The following is a 17,615-nucleotide window of genomic DNA, read 5'->3' on the forward strand; positions in this document are numbered from 1 at the left end:
ATGGATCTTTCCCCCTTGCTTGCCAGCTTCGCCGCCGCCTTCAGCCAGGAGCAGCGCCTCCTCACCCTGCACCTGGGCGACGGCCCGCGCTGGGGCGAGACGCTGCTGCCACTCGCCGTGCACGGCGACGAGGCGGTCTCCGACAGCTACCGCTACCGCGTCGAGTGCCTGTCGCCCGACGCCGGGCTCGAACTGAAGTCGCTGCTCGGCGTGCCGGTGCGGCTCGGCCTCGCCGGGGCGGACGGGACCGAGCAGGTGCGCGGCGGTGTGGTCAGCGCTGTCGACAGCCTGGGGGCCGACGGCGGCTTTGCCAAGTACGCCCTTACCGTCGAACCGCCGTTCGCGCTGCTGCGCCTGCGCCGTACCTCGCGGGTGTTCCAGGACCTCTCGGTGCCCGACATTGTGCGCCAGGTGTTCGCCGAACACGCCGCCGCCAACCCGGTGTTCGCGGCGGTGCAGCGTCTCGACTTCGTGCTCGCGGGCGAGCTGCCCTCCCGCAGTTACTGCCTGCAATACCGCGAGAGCGACTACGACTTCCTCGTGCGCCTGCTGCACGAGGAAGGGTTGGCCTGGCGCTTTGAGCATGGAGAGAGAGCGAGCGAGCCAGGTCGCGCCGCGTCGCGAGGGGCTCTCCCGCAGGTCCAGCTCGTCGCCTTCGACGACCCGTATTCGCCGCCGGCCGCCGGGGTGGAGCGGGTGCGCTTCCACCGCAGCGATGCGACGGAAGAAGAGGATGGCCTCACGCGCTGGGACGGCACGCGCCAGATCGTTAGCGGCGGCGTGACGCTGGCCAGCTTCGACTACCAGCCTGTCGCCACCGGCCACAGCGGCGATAGCAGCGCCGTCGAGCAGGGCTCCGATGGGACGCGGTTGCAAAGCAGCCTGCAGGACTACGACGTCCCCGGCCCCTACTACGCCGGCGACGCCGACCAGCTCGCCCACTACGCCCGGCTGCGCCAGCAGGCGCACGACGCGCAGGCCAAGCGCTTCGACGGTGGCGGCTCGGTGCGCGGGCTCGCCGCCGGGCAGTGGTTCCGCCTCGACGATCACCCGGCGCACGAGGGGGACGCTCCCGAACAGCGCGAATTCGTCGTCACGCGCCAGGCCTTCACCGCCCGCAACAACCTACCGACCGACCTGGCACGGGCGCTGCCGCCCAGCCTTCGGCCAACCTCGACCGCCGGCGCGGGGGCCGACACCTCGGCAAGCGACGTTCCGTACCACACCACCTTCAGCGCCCAGCGCCGCGGCCTGCCGCTCACCCCGGCCTACGCCGGCACCGCGCTGGCCAAGCCCACCGCGCGCGGCGCCCAGACCGCCACCGTGGTCGGGCCTGCGGGGGAAGAGATCCACACCGACGCCCACGGCCGCATCAAGGTCCAGTTCCACTGGCAGCGTCCCGACGAACACCCGACGATCGGCGCCAACCTCGACGACACCTCCAGCTGCTGGCTGCGCGTCGCCATGCCCGCGGCCGGCGCCGGCTGGGGCCACCAGTTCATCCCGCGTATCGGCCAGGAAGTGCTGGTCGACTTCCTCGAAGGCGACATCGACCGCCCGATCATCACCGGCGTGCTGTACAACGGCAGCCACCCGCCGCCCGCCTTCAGCGGCACCGGCAACCTGCCGGCCAACAAGACCCTGTCCGGCATCAAGTCGAAAGAGCACCAGGGCGGCCAGTACAACGAACTCTTGTTCGACGACACCCCCGGCGAAGTGCGCGCCAAACTGTCGTCCGAACACGGCGCCACCCAGCTCAACCAGGGCTACCTCGTCCACCCGCGTGCCGACGGCAAGGCCACGCCCCGCGGCGACGGCTTCGAACTGCGCACCGACCGCCATGGCGCGATCCGCGCCGGCCACGGCCTGCTGCTCAGCACCGAAGCGCAGCCCTCCGTCTCCGGCAAACAACTGGCGCGCGACGGCGCGCAAAGCCAGCTTGATGCGGCCCTGAGCCTGAGCCAGTCCCTCGGCGAGACCGCTACCGCACAGCTGGCCGATACCGTTGAAATCGGGCCGGAGACGATTCAGCCGGACAACGGCAAGGGAGCGAAGAAGCCCGACGGACACCTGCAGCACCACGTCCAAGCGCTGAAGGCCTGGGAAGCCGGAACCAATACCAATAAAGATGGCAAAAACTCCCCCAACGGCGCGGGACAGGCAGGCCAACAACCGCTGATGGTCCTGTCCGCCCCGGCCGGCCTCGCCGCAACCACCGACAACAGCCTCACCCTGGCGGCTGGGACGAATATCGACCAAATCGCCCAGCGCGATACCCAACAGACCTCGGGCCGGCGCTGGCTGCACAACGTGGGGCAGCACATCAGCCTGTTCGTCGCCGGAGTGAAGGACGCGGTGAGTCTGAAACTGATCGCCGCCAAGGGCAAGGTGCAGGTCCAGGCGCAAAGCGATGCGATGGAGCTGACGGCAGATAGGGATGTGACCATCAGCAGCCTGAACGCCAGCCAGCTGTTCAACGGCAAGAAAGAAGTGCTGCTGACCAGCGGCGGTGCCTACATCCGCATCAAGGACGGCAAGATCGAACTGCACGCGCCGGGCAAGGTGAGCTTCAAGGGCGGCAGCCACGACTGGAGCGGGCCGGCAAAAATGAACGTGGCGCATCAGCTATTTCCCAAATCAATATGCATTGATTGCTTATTGCGTAGCGCCAAGGCCGGTTCGGCATTCAGCAAGGTGCAATGATGAAACTGATTCATTCATTCGATCTTGAGGTATTGCAAGAAAATATCTCCGCCAAAGATTGTGACGCGGGCCACCATTATCTGCTGCTGGATGGTGTGCTGAAGCCGAAATTGCTCCACAAGCTAAACAAAACCGGACTGCCCTGGTTAAGTGTGTTTACCCAAAGCCAGAATGGCCCGGTGGAATTGATGGCTGCTTCTCCATTGCTGTTGGAGTGGTTTCCATCGTACTGGTTGGAAATCTGCAAGTTGCTTGAGTTCTGCGATGGCTTACCCATGGTTAGTGTTTGGCACAGCCCGGAGGAATTGCCACAGTTGGCCGCACGCTTGTACCCCTGGTGTGTGGTTGATGCCGATGGTTCTTTTTTCAATCTTCGTTATCCGGATACTCGCCGCCTGTTGGACCTAGACCGCATTCTGAATGAAGAACAGCGTGGGCAATTCTTCGGACCGGCCTGGCACTGCCTGCTACCAAACCGGAATGGCAAGGGCTGGCTCGCACTTGAAATGGCCAGGTTTGCCGGTCAGGTTGCTGAAAAAGTAGCCCTGTCCACAAGCCAGACCCGCCAATTGATACGCGGGGCTGAAACTGACGAGGTTCTGTATCAGCTGCATTTCCATTCGCGGATCAATCCACTGGTCCTGGCTGATTGCCATCCGGCAACAGAGGGCGCCTTGCTGCAGGCAGATCTGCTGGGTGTAACGGATGGCCAAGCGCGGATGGCACGATGTCTGGATGCTATCCAGGCTGGAGGTTAATTCACAGGAGGGATGAAAGGATGAAAATGCTCTGTCGTATTATCGCCTTGGTATTGGGTATGTCGGTTTCTTTAGGGGTATATGCCGATAGTTGGCAGGGTGAATACATATTTGTGCCAAATGAACGTATGCCGCAATTGTACGATGACCAAGGTAATGAAAAAACCATGGTGACAGTTATACAGTTAGAAGAAGGCATGGGCATGCAGATTGATTTTTCGAGTAGCGAAACCATGCCTGTCAAGCTGGAAACGGATGGTAAAACCTTGCGAGATTGGTTGGGGGGTAATTCCAGCAATATCCAGTCACAAGCATTGATTGGAGATAGGGTGGCATTAATCCATATTGCCAAGGGCAGCACTTTGGAACTGAAAAATGGCCGCACGCACACCATGCGTAGCGATTATTTGTTGTTGATGCCCGAAGTAGATCTTGAATTGGAGAAAAAACCGTCCACGCCATGATACGCCTTCTTCCGCTTGTATTGCTGGCCGGTTGCAGCAGCCTCGGCACCGGGCAGCAACTGGGCGCAACGCTGACGGCGGTGAACTACACCGACTGGCCATTCGATTGGGTGGGGGTCGCCAGGGTTGCCGAGCCGGATAAAGCAATGGCTGCAGACCGGGCTACCGCGTTCGGTGCCAGCGGGCAGATGTGTTGTGTGAGCCTGCCGGCGAAATGGCAGCCGGGAATGGTGCTGGTGGTGCAGACGCAGGATGGTACGCATGCGAAAAGCTCGGAAGAATGGGATAAGGAGCATATCCCGATCATCCAGTATCGCGTCGCGGTACCACGTTATGAGAGCGACGATGTTGGGACGGTGTGGGTGCAGTTGTTGCCGGGGGGGCAAGGTGGAGCTGGTGGTGAGCCGCTATGCGCCGACGCACGCGCAGTGGCCAGGCAAGGTGAAAGGGTGGCCAGTGCCGACGGTGGAGTATCGGCGGAAGATTTGGGATCGGGATCACGGGGAATACATGAGACGAGTGAAGCGATTCGAAGAGGCCGCAAAACAGAGTAAAGACCCAAGTGAAGCTCAAAAATTTCTAGAGTCTGCTGAATGGGCTAGACAGCAGGCAAACAAAATGGAGCCCCGCCCATGACCATAATCGTCGACAAGATTGATATGGCAGCTATTGACCCGTGCAAACGAGATAATTTCTTTACGCCTGCAGAGGATCAAATTTTACAAGAGTGGGAAAAACGCGAGCTTCCTCCAACTGGCAACCTCGCTGCCAGTTGTACTTTCAACCTGTTTTTCGGTTTTTTCTTTGATGGCACGCGCAATAACTACAACCTGTGCAAGCAGAACGAAGGCTACTCCAATGTGGCACGGCTGTACGACTGCTACCCGGGGCAGGTGGTAAGCAAGGTCGTTGCGGACGATCAGGTGTGGCCGGAGTATCTGCACTTCTACAAGGTGTATGTATGTGCCGAGCGTGGGCGCGCGGTTCGAGCTGCAAGCGACGGGAAACAGGGTTCGCAGGGGCAACAAGGCTTCAGGTAGGTATGAACAGCAGGCCAGTGAGAGAGCACGGCCGACATGAGGAAAGTGCAATGTGTAAATGGGCAAGTTTGCTACGGCGAGTGTGGGTAGTGGTGTGCTGTGCCGTGCTACTGGCTGGCTGCAGCAGCCTTGGCGCCGTGCAGCCACTGGGGGCTACGCTGACGGCGGTGAACTACACCGACTGGCCATTCGATTGGGTGGGGGTCGCTAGGGTTGCCGAACCGGATAAAGCGATGGCTGCAGACCGGGTTACCGCGTTTGGTGCCAGCGGGCAGATGTGTTGTGTGAGCCTGCCGGCGAAATGGCAGCCAGGGATGGAACTGGTGGTGCAGACGCAGGATGGTACGCATGCCAAATCGGCCAAGGAGTGGGGGCAGGAGCATATTCCGATCATCAAGCACCGGGTGGCGGTACCGCGTTACGACAGTAGCGATGTCGGAACGGTATGGGTGCAGCTACTGCCGGGTGGCAAGGTGGAGCTGGTGGTCAGCCGTTTCGACCCGACACATGCGCAGTGGCCGGGCAAGGTGAAAGGGTGGCCGGTACCGACGGTGGAGTATCGGAGGAAGATTTGGGATAGGGATATGAAAGAGAAAAAAATGTATCTCGAGACCGTCAGGCGTGAAGTTGCTGAGTTTGAAAGCTATGGTCAAGATAAAATAAAAAAAATGTGGGATATGGATAAATTTCATTTCCCAGAAAATATTAAAGGATTTGCAGGGGCGGATGATCCTGAGTATAGGAAGTCAAAGAAGAAAGAACTTCAAGAAGACCTTATTCGGTGGCAAAGAGAAGTCGAACGGTATGAAAGACTGAAGCCATGACTGTACTTTGCAATTCGATTGTTGATGGCGCAATTAATCCTTGTGATTTTTTCAAATTCTTTGATGAGGAAGAAAGGCAGGGGTTACGCAGATTTGAGAACCGCGAGCTTCCTCCACTAGCAAATCCTAATGCCAGTTGCACATACAACCTTTTTTTCGGCTTTTTCTTTGATGGCACGCGCAATAACTACAACCTGTGCAAGGACAACGAAGGATATTCAAATGTGGCGCGCCTGTACGACTGCTACCCGGGGCAGGTAGTCCCAGGGGTGATTGGCGGTGACAAGTCATGGCAGGAGTATCCCCACTTTTACAAGGTGTACGTGCCGGGCGTGGGCTCACCGTTTGAGCAGGTGGGTGACAAGAATGACAGTTCGCTCGGGGCTGCCGCCGCCAAATACGGTCATGAACGCATTGCCTGGGGGTTGATGCAGGCGCTGAACAATATCCACCGCTATTTTCTGGGCGCAGAGTTGTTCCCGAAAGCGAGGATTCTGGAGATAAGCCGCAAGCTTGTGCTGACCGGCTGGCACCTGAAGAAGGAGCGCTGGCTAAGCCAGCGGGAAATCGAGCAGGGGCAGCAGAGCAGCTACGATGTGTTGCGTGGGGCGCTGGGCGAACTGCACAAGGCTTTGCCGCCTTTTATGTATCCACAGGGGGGCGAACCTGCCAACAAGGCCAAGGGCAAGGTTGGCCGCATTCATGTGTCGGTATTCGGTTTTTCGCGTGGTGCTACCAAGGCGCGCAGTTTTCTGAACTGGCTACGCAAACTGTGCCAGCTGGATGCCGAATTGCTAGGTGGAGCTAGCGAATTCACGCTGGCCGGCTTCCCGGTGGTGTTCGATTTTCTTGGTCTGTTCGATACGGTGGCCTCGGTGGGGCTGGCATCGTCGTCGCTGCTGTTTGATGGCCACGCGGCCTGGGCGGATGCCGAGGTGTCACTGCGGGTACCACCCGGCGTGAAGTGTGTGCACCTGGTGGCCGGGCACGAAATACGGCGTTCGTTTCCGCTGGACTCCATCCAGGTAGGCGGCAGCCTGGGGAGCGGTTGCGAGGAAATTATGTTCCCGGGTGTGCATTCCGATGTGGGCGGCGGCTATTTGCCAAAAGAACAGGGGCGGGGAGTTGACCAGAAGGGGGCTGACATGTTGTCGCGCCTGCCGCTGGGGGTGATGTACCGCAAGGCACGGCTAGCCGGGGTGCCGCTCAAGGCGGAAAAGCTTGATCCGGCGATCCAGTACCGGATGGAAGCCGATCCGCAGGTAATTGAGCACTTCAATGCTTACCTGAAAACATTGCCCGCAGAGCCCGGCGAGTTCAAGAACCAGCTGATGGCTATGTATCTACCTTATCTGGCCTGGCGGCTGAGCTGGGCTGATTGCAAGACCCGGGACAGCTTGCGGGCGCGTATTGACAACCTGGCTGGCATCAGTACGGCGGACATGAATGATTTATTGGGGGGCAACCTCAAGTTCATCGAGCATCTGGGCTATTACCGGCGCTGGGCAAATGAAGAAATGGTGCGGGTAGGACGGGATCAGATGCGCCGCTATAACCCGCCCACCCTGGACGGTGACATGCTGCGTAACTGGGCGATGCTGAAAAAGGAATTGCCCTGTCTGCATGACAACCAGAAGCCCTATGCCCTGCCGGAGGCCGCCAGCAAGCTGTTCCAGTACCTGGTGCATGACTCCTACGCCTGGTTCCGTCTTACTGGCAAGGAGGAGTCGGAAATGCTTACCTATCTGGAAAGGAAGTCACAGGTGCCTGCGGACAGCCTGAGCAAGACAGAGCAGGAGTGGGTGGCGCGCTACAAGGAAACCAAGGCGGCTGGCAGGGCAGAAGTGCCCGAGAGCACGACAGATGGGCAGGAGTGGTTTTTTGTCGGTGGCGGGTATTTGCATCTGCGGCGCGTCTATGCGGGCGCAGACGATGTACGCCTGGCCAAAAATGCACCGCAAGGTGAAGACAGTACGGTTGCAGCCTAGATTTGCAGATTGATATCCCATGCTCGAATCCCTCCTTCCCTATTACGAACGCGAGCTCGGCCATCTGCGCGAGCTGTCGGGTGAGTTCGCCCGCCGTTACCCCAAGATTGCCGGCCGCTTGCAGCTGGAAGGCGACCAGTGCGAAGACCCGCATACCGAGCGGCTGATCGAGGCGTTTGCCTTTCTGGCGGCGCGGGTGCACAAGAAGCTGGATGACGACTACCCGGAGGTGGCCACCAGCTTTCTGGATGTGATGTACCCGCACTATCTGCAGCCGATGCCGGCGGCCACCGTGGTGCAGTTCGAATGCGATACGCAGCGGCCGGAGATCGGCAAGCGCTACCGTATCGAGCGCGGGCAGCAGGTGCTGGCGCCGGCCATCCAGGGGGTGAACTGCAAGTTTCGCAGCGTCTACCCGGTGGACTTGTACCCGCTGCAGCTGCAGGAGGCCCGGCTGGAGCTGACCAGCGGCTCTCCCTACCTGCGCAGCCTGGCGCCGGATGCGGCGGCGGTGCTGACGCTGAAGCTGCAGACCCAGGGCGGGGTGTTGCTGAATGCCATCGATTTGCAGTCGCTGCGCTTTTTCCTGGACGGTGAGCCGGCGCTAATGCACCTGCTGTACGAGCTGTTGCTATCCAGCGTGCTGCGGGTGCAGGTGGGGGATGGCAGCGAAGACCCGGCACGTACGCGCATGTTGGCCGCAGACAGCCTGCAGGCGGTCGGCTTTGGTGCGGATGAAGGCATGCTGGAGTACGACGAGCGCTCCTTCCTGGGCTACCGTTTGCTGTCGGAATACTTCAGCTACCCGGACAAATTCCTGTTCATCGACCTGCTGAACCTGGCGCCGCTGGTGGCCCGGCTGCAGGGCGACACGCTGCTGCTGCGCATCCAGCTGCGCGACTACCCGGACAGTGAGCGCCACCACCGGCTGCAAAGCCAGCTGCAGCCGGCGCACCTCAAGCTGGGCTGCGCGCCGCTGATCAACCTGTTTACCCAGCCGGGCGAGCCAATCCGCGTGACGCACCAGAAAAGCAGCTACCCGGTGCTGGCCGACGCGCGCAAGCAGCAGGCCTACGAGGTGGTGCAGATCCGCCGCGTGGTGCGGGTGGAAAAATCCGGCGAGGGCGACAGCAGCGAGGAAGTGCCACCGTTCTACGCCACCCGGCACGGCAGCGGCCAGGCGCCGCGCTTCTACTGGCATGCCACCCGCGAGCCATCGGTGCGCCAGGGCGACCGTGGCACCGACATGGCGTTGCACCTGGTGGATTTGCAGTTCGACGCGGTACGCCCGGCCGGCGAGGTGCTGAGTCTGGACTTGCTGTGCAGCAACCGCGATCTGCCGGAGCAGATTCCCTTCGGCGGCAGCCAGGCCACCCAGCGCACGGATTTCCAGTTGCCGGGGCATTCGGTGGTGAAGCGGGTGCGCTTGTTGCGCAAGCCCGGCGCCAGCCAGCGCAGTCCGCTGGGGCGGGCGGTGCAGTGGCGCCTGATCTCGCACCTGTCGCTCAATTACATGTCTATCGTCGATTCCGGACGCGAGGCGCTGCAGGAAATGCTGACGCTGTACAACCTGGGCGATGCGGCGGCCAATGTACGGCAGATCCAGGGCATTGTCGGCATCCGCAGCGAACCGGCGGTACAGCGCGTCAACGGCCGGCATTTCTCCGGTTTCGTGCGCGGTACCGAGATCACCCTGACGCTGGATGCCGATTACTACGTCGGCGGCAGCGTCTACCTGTTCGCCTCCCTGCTGGAGCGGTTCTTCGCGCTGTACTGCGCCCCCAACAGTTTTACCCGTCTGCGTGTCAGGACGGTGCAACGTGACGAGGAGGTGGCGGCATGGCCAGCCCGAGCCGGCGAAGCCCTCGTGATCTGAAGCTGGCGCTGGCCAGGGATGCCAGCCAGTTCGGCTTTTTCCAGGCGGTGCGCCTCCTAGGCTTGTGTGAGGGCGCGCGTCGCCAGCGGCGCACGCTGCCGGCTCAACTGCGCTTCCGCACCCTGGCGTCGCTGTCGTTTCCAGCCAGCGAGCTGGTGCAGTACCAGCCAGCGGCGGAGGAGGGCACGGCGCCCGCCGAGATGACGGTCAGCTTCATGGGGCTGACCGGGCCCAGCGGGGTGTTGCCGACGGCGTATACCGAGCTCTTGCTAGAGCGGCGGCAGCAATACCGCGACACCACTCTTCATTCCTTTCTCGATCTGTTCAGCCACCGCGCCATCGCCTTGTTCTACGCGGCCTGGCGCAAGTACCGCTTCTGGCTGGCCGAGGAGGCCGGCGAGCAGGATGGCTTCAGCCGCAACCTGCTGGATCTGGCCGGGGTCGGTTTGAGCCGGTTGCGTGGGCAGGCGGCGCAGGACGGCCTGCTGAATGAGCGGCTGTTCATTTATTACGCAGGCCTGTTGAGCCAGAAGCCGCTGTCGGCCCTGACGCTGCAGACCTTGGTGGAGGGGCTGTTCGGCGCCCGTGCCCAGTTGCAGCAGTTCGCGGGGCTGTGGCTGGAGGTGCCGTTGGCTGAGCAAAGCCAGCTGGGTGGCCAGTCCTGCGAACTGGGGGTGTCGCTGTTCGCCGGCGAGCGGCAGTGGGATCGCCAGACCAAGCTGCAACTGCGCCTGGGGTGTTTGCGTCGTGCGCAATTCGAGGCCTTGCTGCCGGGGGGAGATGGAGCTCGCGCCTTGCAAGCGCTGATGCAGTTTGCCGTGGGGCACCAACTGGCGGTGGATGTCTGCCTGGTGCTCGACAAGCACGATGTGCCGCCGGCACGGCTGGATGCAGATGCCCCATTGCGGCTGGGGGCCAGCAGTTGGCTGGGGGCGCGGGCAGCCGACCCGGACGACGTGCGCTATGCGCTGTTGCACTGAGCCTTGCCTGGCATGGCGCCTAGCCTGACCCGACCTTATTCACTTTATCTGATGGAAACTCTATGTCGGTATCCCTGAAATCCCTGATCGAGCGCCTGACGCCGCTGGCGCGGCAGAGTGTGGAGCAGGCCGCCAGCCGCGCCTTGTCCCGTACCCACTACGAGATCGAGATTGAGCATGTGCTGTTGACCCTGCTCGACCAAGACATGAATGCCGCCCGCGCCGCCTTACCGGCAGCCGGCATCGATCTGGCCGATTTGCAACATGGGCTGGAGGGTGCTCTGGATGGCTTCCGTACTGGTAATACCCGCAACCCGGTGCTGTCGGCCTGGTTGCCCAAGTGGCTGGAGAAAGCCTGGCTGCTGGCCAGCGCGGAGTTCGGTCAGGAGAGTGTGTCCACGCTGGATTTGCTGTTGGCGCTGTTGCGTGATGAATCGCTGCGTCCGGCGGTGCAAAGCGGCTGCCCGGCCCTGCTGCGCGTCGAAGCGGGTCGCTTGCAACCGGCTTACGCCGCGTTGCGCCAGCATGGCGGGGAGGGCGGCGGGCCGGTGGCGGCCACCGAGCACGATCAGCCGGCGGAGATGCCGGCCGGTAGGGTCCGCAGCGGCGTGGCACTCGACAAATACACCATCGACCTGACCGCCCAGGCGCGTGCCGGCAAGATCGATCCGGTGCTGGGGCGCGATGGCGAGATCCGCCAGATGATCGACATCCTGATGCGCCGCCGACAGAACAACCCCATCCTGACCGGCGAGCCCGGCGTGGGCAAGACCGCGGTGGTGGAAGGGCTGGCGCGCAAGATCGTGCACGGCGAGGTGCCGCCGGTATTGGCCGGTGTCTGTCTGCGCACACTGGACCTGGGGCTGTTGCAGGCCGGTGCCAGTGTGAAGGGGGAGTTCGAATACCGTCTGCGTCAGGTGATCGACGAGGTGAAGGCGAGCCCGGTGTCCATCATCCTGTTCATCGACGAGGCGCACACGCTGATCGGCGCCGGCGGCGCGGCCGGTCAGAACGACGCGGCCAACCTGCTCAAGCCGGCGCTGGCGCGTGGCGAGCTGCGCACCATCGCGGCCACCACCTGGGCCGAGTACAAGAAGTATTTCGAGAAGGACGCCGCCTTGGCGCGCCGCTTCCAGGTGGTGAAGGTGGAGGAGCCGGCGCCGGAGGTGGCGGTGCAGATGGTGCGCGGGCTGACGCACGCCATGGCCACCCATCATCAGGTGGAAATCCTCAACGAGGCGGTCGCCGCCGCCGTGCATCTGTCGAGTCGCTACATCACCGGCCGCCAGTTGCCGGACAAGGCCATCAGCGTGCTGGATACCGCCTGCGCCCGCGTGGCGCTGTCGCGCGCCGGCAAGCCGGGACCGATCGAGGACGTGGCGGTGCTGATCGCCAATGCCGAGCGCGAGATTGCCGCCTTGCAGCGCGAGGAGGGCCATGCCGAGCGTATCGCCGAGCTGGAAGCCCGGCGCGGCGAGTTGCAGGCCGACCTGGAGCGCCTGCACACGGCCTGGGAGGCGCAGCAGCAACTGGTGGCCGAGATTGACGAGCTGAAACAGCAGCAGGGGGAGGTTAAGCCAGCCAAGGGCAAGAAGGTCAGCCCGCTGCAGGCCAAGCGCCAGGCTTTGCGTGAGCTGCACAAGCAGCAGCCGCTGGCGTTCGAGTGCGTCGACGAGAGTGTGATCGCCGACGTGATCGCCGGCTGGACCGGTATCCCGCTGGGGCGCATGGTCAGCAACGAGCTGGCTCAGGTACAGCAGCTGGCGCGGCTGTTGGGGGAACGGGTGATCGGCCAGGATCACGCGCTCGAGCAGATCGCCGAGCGGGTGCAGATTGCCAAGGCCGGCCTGGAAGACCCGGGCAAGCCCAAGGGGGTGTTCCTGCTGGTGGGGCCATCCGGCGTCGGCAAGACCGAGACCGCGCTGGCGCTGGCCGAGGCCTTGTACGGCGGCGAGCGCAATCTCATCACCATCAATATGTCGGAATACCAGGAGGCGCACAGCGTGTCCGGGCTCAAGGGCTCACCGCCGGGCTATGTCGGCTATGGAGAGGGTGGAGTGCTGACCGAGGCGGTACGCCGCAAGCCGTATTCGGTGGTGTTGCTGGACGAGGTGGAGAAGGCGCATCCGGACGTGCTGGAGCTGTTTTTCCAGGTGTTCGACAAGGGGGTGCTGGAGGACAGCGAAGGGCGCGAGGTGGATTTCAAGAACACCATCATCCTGTTGACGTCGAACGCCGGCTCCGAGTTGGTGATGCGTGCCTGCGAGCACGGTGTGACGGTGGAAGGCGAGACGCGCGAGCCGACGCCGGATGACCTGGTGGAAATTCTACGGCCCACCCTGCAGCAGGTGTTCAAACCGGCCTTCTTGGGACGCTTGGCCATCGTGCCGTACTTCCCGATCGGCGACGAGGTGTTGCACGCCATCGTGGGTCTGAAGCTGGACAAAATCCGCCAGCGCATCGCGGACAACCACGGTGCCAAGGTGGAGTTTCCGGATGAGCTGGCAGGCATCATGGCGGCGCGTTGCCTGGACGTGGACAGCGGTGCGCGCAACGCCGACGCCATCCTCACACGCACGTTGCTGGCACAGATTTCGAGCGACCTGCTCGCCCGCATGGCCAGCGGCAAACCGGTGAAGAAGATTGCTGTGGCGCTCAAGGGCGAGCAGCTCAAGGTTCGCGTCAGCTAGGGGGGGCAAGATGCTGAAACTGCTGGCCGTACTGGCCCTGATCTTCCTGCTGTGGTGGGGGGCGTTGTGGCTGCTGATTCCAGTGGAGTGGCAGCAGATCAGCCCCACCGTCATGTTGCTGGCGCACCTGTTGCCGCCCTTGCTGCTCACCGCCTTGGGGTATGCCTGGCGATTGCATCAGGAAAAACGCGAGCAGGCCGCCGCCCAGGCGCAAGCCGAGTCGGAGGCCGCGGCGCAGCAGGCCCGGCGTGACGAAGCCCGGGAGACGCATCTGGCCGTGCTGCGCGAACGGCAACAGATGGTGAGCTGCCGCTGGTTGTCGGTGCAGGCTGTCGTGCAGAGAGAGGAGCCGGCCTGGCTGGACGAGTTGCCACCCGCCTGCCAGTGGATGGTGCGGACGCGCGACGAGTGGGAGCCTGGTGACGAGGTGCTGGACGGCCTGATGCCGTGGCTGGAAGAGAGCTTGCAGGCCTTGTACGCCGAGCTGCCGGGGGCCGCCTCGCTGCCGCTGCTGTTGGAGGTGTTGCCGCGGGTGTCTGGGATCGAACAGGTCGGCCGCGTCAGGCAATGCCAGGAGGTGGCGTGGCTGACTGCCCAGGGGGAGGGGCCCCTGCCCACCAGCGATTGCCGTTTCCTGCCCGGCAGCGGCACCGTGGCCGACCGCGTGATGCAGTTCCTGGCGCAAGACCCGGAGTTGCCGGGGGCGGTGGTGCTGGCCGCTGACGCGCCACCGGCCTGGCCGGATGAGGAGGAGCCGGATGCCGCGACGCGAGCCCAATGGCTGCAACTGGGCCGCCCGGGGGGCGCCGTGGTGCTGTTGCTGTTCTTGCGCGACGGGCTTGCCGTTTCGACGGACAGTGCACTAGAAGCCGGGCGCGACCCTTATCTGCCGTATTGGGAGCGCGAGGGCGTGTCGTCCCCCGCCGGTTGGGGGCGAGTGCCGGAACACACCCGGGCGGCGCTGGCGGCCTTGCCGTACCTGGCCAGCCTGGCCCAGTCCAGCAGCGGCGAGGTGCAGCGACAGGGCACCTTGCAGCTGACACGCCAACTGCAGCCCTTGCTGGACAATGCACTGGTGAATGCCGCGCTGCTGGACTATCCGTTCAGCGCCGAGGAGGCCGACCCGCAGCGCAACCAGGCTGACAGTGTGGCCTGGCTGGTGCACAACTGCGGCGATGTCGAGGTGGGCGGCACGCGCCTGGCCGCCATCTCCAGCAGTCTCACCCGTTACCAGGTGGGCCTGCACCCCATCGATGACGCCAGTAACCTGGTGCGTGACTGGGGCGATGTCGGGGCCGCCGCGCCCGCCATGCTGGCGGCACTGGCGGTGACGCATAGCGCCCGGCTGCAGGCACCGGCCATCATCACCCAGTTTCACCACGATCACGCCGCGCTGGCGCTGGCCCGGCCGGCAGTACAGGAAAACCTCGCATGAAACGCGTCATTCGCCTGGGGGACCCGACCAGCCACGGCGGCACGGTGGTGAGCGCCGCCTCCAGCACGGTGCTGTTCGGCAAGCCGGTGGCCTTGCTGGGCGATCAGGTCACCTGCCCGCAGCAGGGGCACAGCAACTGCACCATCGTGGAGGGCGACAGTAGCTGGCTGGTCGGCGGCAAGCCGGTGGCGCTGGAAGGCCACAAGGTCAGCTGCGGCGCCACGCTGATCGCCACCCTGCCGGAGTTGGGCAAGGGCTAGTCCGTTCCGTTTTCCTTTTTCTTTCCGAGATATCACCACAACGATGCAGAACCCTTCTGTTGCGCTTTTGCTGGCCCCCTTGCCGGGCGGTCATCCCGCCGGGGAAGACCTGGCTTATTCCCCCTTGTTCGACCAGATCCGCGAGGCCCGGCGCAGCGATGATCCGTTGCTGTCCCAAGGCGACTGGGAGCAGGCTTTGAAAGTGGCCGAATGGCCCAAGGTGATCCGCCTGTGCGAGGAGGCCCTGAGCCTGCGCAGCAAGGATTTGCAGCTGCTGGTTTGGTATGCCGAAGCCCAAGTGCAGGTACATGGCCTGGCCAGCCTGGCGCAGGGGCTGGCCGCCTTGGCCGACTGGCTGGAGCATTACTGGGAGAGCGGCTACCCGGAGTTCGACCCGCATGATCTGGATGAGCGGGTAGGCAAGCTGGAGTGGCTCAACCTGCAACTCGGCGTGGCTATCCGCAGTAGCCCACTCGTCAAGCCCGAGCATGGCGGTTACAGCTGGCAGCAGTGGAGGCAGTCCCGCGAGGTGGATAATCTGGCCCTGAAAGATCCGGAGGCGAAACTGGCGGCGTTGGCCGAGGGAAAGCTTGCCGGCGAGGACTTCGATAAGGGGGCTGCCTTGTCGGGTCATGCCTGGTTCGCCAGCCAGGCCGAGCTGCTGTTGGCGTCGCTGAGTGCCTACGAGGCATTGGACAAGCGACTCGATGAGCGTTTCGGCGATGAAGCGCCGAGCCTTGCCGAGGTGCGCAACGCCATTTACGCCTGCCAGGAGCTGGTGCTGCGTTACCGCCAGCAACTGGGCGGCGCTGCGGTGGTCGCTACACCCAGCGCGCCACCTTCCCATACCGCGCTGCCGGAGAACACCGCCATGCCTTCTGCCATTCCGACAACTCCAGCAGTGACGGCACCGGCGCCCACTTTCGACGGCCAAGTCAGTAGCCGCCAGCAGGCGGTACAGATGTTGGCCGAGGTCGCCCGTTACTTTCGTCACAACGAACCGCACAGCCCGGTGGCGTTGCTGGCCGAGCGTGCTGCACGCTGGGCGGAAATGAGCCTGGAAGAATGGCTGCAGCATGTGGTGAAGGATGACTCGACACTGCGCCAGTTGCAGGAGCTGCTGGATATCAACCACAGCTGAACGGCCAGGACGGCGGTGTCACGATTGGCAAAAAGCCCACCTTCAGGTGGGCTTTTCGCTGGTGTTGCTCTTGTCTTTGCCGGAACGTTGCCGGGCCGCACCTACCAGTTGCTCTCGCGCTCCGGCGTGGCGGTGATCTGGTGGATGGACAAATCGGCGCCGTTGAACTCTTCTTCCTCGCTCAGGCGGATGCCGACGCTGCGCTTGAGCAGGCCGTACACCAGGTAGCCGCCGCCGAAGCCGACGGCGATGCCGCCGAGCGTGCCGATCAGCTGCGACAGCAGGCTGACGTGGCCGGCGCCGCCCAGCCAGGGTTGGCCGAACAGGCCGGCGGCGATGCCGCCCCAGGCGCCGCACAGGCCGTGCAGCGGCCATACGCCCAGCACGTCGTCGATCTTCCAGCGGTTCTGCGTCAGCGTGAAGAGCTGGACGAACAGCGCGCCAGCGATGGCGCCTACCACCAGGGCGCCGGCCGGGTGCATCAGGTCGGAACCGGCGCACACCGCCACCAGCCCGGCCAAGGGGCCGTTGTGGATGAAGCCGGGGTCGTTCTTGCCGAGCCACATCGCGGTCAGCGTGCCGCCCACCATGGCCATCAGCGAGTTGATCGCCACCAGCCCGGAGATGCCTTCCAGCTTCTGCGCGCTCATCACGTTGAAGCCGAACCAGCCGACGATCAGGATCCAGGCGCCCAGCGCCAGGAACGGGATGCTGGACGGCGGGTGCGCGGCGATGCGGCCTTCCTTGCTGTAGCGGCCGCGGCGTGCGCCCAGGTTCAGCACGGCGGCGAGCCCGATCCAGCCGCCCACGGCGTGCACCACCACCGAGCCGGCGAAGTCATGGAAAGGTTGGCCGAAGGCGTGCGTCAGCCAGTCCTGCACGCCGTAGTGATTGTTCCAGGCGATGCCCTCGAAGAACGGGTAGACGAAGCCCACCAGCAGGAAGGTCGCGGCCGATTGCGGATGGAACTTGGCGCGCTCGGCGATGCCGCCGGAGACGATGGCTGGGATGGCGGCGGCGAAGGTGAGCAGGAAGAAGAACTTCACCAGGCCGTAACCGCTTTCGGCGTTGAGCGCGCTGGCGGGCTGGAAGAAGTGCACGCCGTAGGCCACGCCGTAGCCGATGAAGAAGTAGGCGATGGCGGAGACGGCGAAGTCGGTGAGGATCTTCACCAGCGCGTTGACCTGGTTTTTCTTGCGCACCGTGCCCAGTTCGAGGAAGGCGAAGCCGGCGTGCATGGCCAGGATCATCACCGCCCCCAGCAGCAGGAACAGCACGTCGGAAGTCGAGGAGTGAGTCATGAACGGTCCCAAAGATATTCTTGTGCTTCGCCTTGTAGCAAAAGCAGTGCCAATTCATGGTGCACGTGATGCATGACGGGGCATGCCTGCACCGGATTGGCGTATCGGGACGATGGGAGGGGATAGGGAGGCGTCGCGACGAGAGAATTTCGCGG

General features: G+C 63.4%; 14 protein-coding genes. 13 read left to right on the plus strand and 1 reads right to left on the minus strand.

The window, feature by feature from the left end; translation table 11 throughout:
- From NH8B_RS05430 to tssA, 13 genes are all read left to right on the plus strand, one after another.
- Nucleotides 1–2,703 carry a type VI secretion system Vgr family protein gene (locus NH8B_RS05430; protein WP_014086381.1) on the plus strand — a complete coding sequence of 901 codons (2,703 nt, stop codon included), beginning with the start codon at nucleotides 1–3 and terminating at the stop codon, nucleotides 2,701–2,703.
- A complete protein-coding gene (locus tag NH8B_RS05435; protein ID WP_014086382.1) occupies nucleotides 2,700–3,461 on the plus strand; it encodes a DUF4123 domain-containing protein in 762 nt (253 codons plus the stop codon). The genes NH8B_RS05430 and NH8B_RS05435 overlap by 4 nt, the downstream gene beginning before the upstream one ends.
- 20 nt (nucleotides 3,462–3,481) lie before the next feature.
- Nucleotides 3,482–3,925, plus strand: a complete 444-nt coding sequence (locus NH8B_RS05440; protein ID WP_014086383.1) for a hypothetical protein — start codon at nucleotides 3,482–3,484, stop codon at nucleotides 3,923–3,925.
- Entirely contained in the window at nucleotides 3,922–4,479 is a 558-nt protein-coding gene (locus NH8B_RS05445; protein WP_014086384.1) for a DUF3304 domain-containing protein, read from the plus strand. The genes NH8B_RS05440 and NH8B_RS05445 overlap by 4 nt, the downstream gene beginning before the upstream one ends.
- 78 nt (nucleotides 4,480–4,557) lie before the next feature.
- The gene (locus NH8B_RS20800) at nucleotides 4,558–4,965 is read left to right on the plus strand and encodes a hypothetical protein (RefSeq protein WP_014086385.1); all 408 of its coding nucleotides are present in this window, start codon (nucleotides 4,558–4,560) and stop codon (nucleotides 4,963–4,965) included.
- A 137-nt stretch (nucleotides 4,966–5,102) separates the two neighbouring features.
- A complete protein-coding gene (locus tag NH8B_RS05455) occupies nucleotides 5,103–5,789 on the plus strand; it encodes a DUF3304 domain-containing protein (protein ID WP_158453615.1) in 687 nt (228 codons plus the stop codon).
- Nucleotides 5,786–7,777, plus strand: coding sequence for a T6SS phospholipase effector Tle1-like catalytic domain-containing protein (locus NH8B_RS05460; protein ID WP_083844242.1), 1,992 nt, complete (start codon nucleotides 5,786–5,788; stop codon nucleotides 7,775–7,777). The genes NH8B_RS05455 and NH8B_RS05460 overlap by 4 nt, the downstream gene beginning before the upstream one ends.
- A gap of 19 nt (nucleotides 7,778–7,796) precedes the next feature.
- A complete protein-coding gene (gene tssF, locus NH8B_RS05465) occupies nucleotides 7,797–9,653 on the plus strand; it encodes a type VI secretion system baseplate subunit TssF (RefSeq protein WP_014086388.1) in 1,857 nt (618 codons plus the stop codon).
- Nucleotides 9,617–10,633 carry a type VI secretion system baseplate subunit TssG gene (gene tssG / locus NH8B_RS05470; RefSeq protein ID WP_014086389.1) on the plus strand — a complete coding sequence of 339 codons (1,017 nt, stop codon included), beginning with the start codon at nucleotides 9,617–9,619 and terminating at the stop codon, nucleotides 10,631–10,633. The genes tssF and tssG overlap by 37 nt, the downstream gene beginning before the upstream one ends.
- 62 nt (nucleotides 10,634–10,695) lie before the next feature.
- Nucleotides 10,696–13,323: a type VI secretion system ATPase TssH gene (gene tssH / locus NH8B_RS05475; protein ID WP_014086390.1), complete on the plus strand. Its 2,628-nt coding sequence runs from the start codon at nucleotides 10,696–10,698 to the stop codon at nucleotides 13,321–13,323.
- Nucleotides 13,324–13,333: 10 nt separating this feature from the next.
- Nucleotides 13,334–14,758, plus strand: coding sequence for a hypothetical protein (locus NH8B_RS05480; protein ID WP_014086391.1), 1,425 nt, complete (start codon nucleotides 13,334–13,336; stop codon nucleotides 14,756–14,758).
- Entirely contained in the window at nucleotides 14,755–15,018 is a 264-nt protein-coding gene (locus tag NH8B_RS05485; protein WP_014086392.1) for a PAAR domain-containing protein, read from the plus strand. The genes NH8B_RS05480 and NH8B_RS05485 overlap by 4 nt, the downstream gene beginning before the upstream one ends.
- A 43-nt stretch (nucleotides 15,019–15,061) precedes the next feature.
- On the plus strand, nucleotides 15,062–16,159 hold the full coding sequence (gene tssA / locus NH8B_RS05490) for a type VI secretion system protein TssA (RefSeq protein ID WP_014086393.1): 1,098 nt from the start codon (nucleotides 15,062–15,064) through the stop codon (nucleotides 16,157–16,159).
- A gap of 101 nt (nucleotides 16,160–16,260) precedes the next feature.
- Here tssA and NH8B_RS05495 read toward each other — a convergent pair whose 3' ends face one another.
- Entirely contained in the window at nucleotides 16,261–17,460 is a 1,200-nt protein-coding gene (locus tag NH8B_RS05495; protein ID WP_041702850.1) for an ammonium transporter, read from the minus strand.
- Between the last annotated feature and the right edge of the window lie 155 nt (nucleotides 17,461–17,615).

This window comes from Pseudogulbenkiania sp. NH8B, from assembly GCF_000283535.1.
GTDB classification, from domain to species: Bacteria; Pseudomonadota; Gammaproteobacteria; order Burkholderiales; family Chromobacteriaceae; genus Pseudogulbenkiania; species Pseudogulbenkiania ferrooxidans.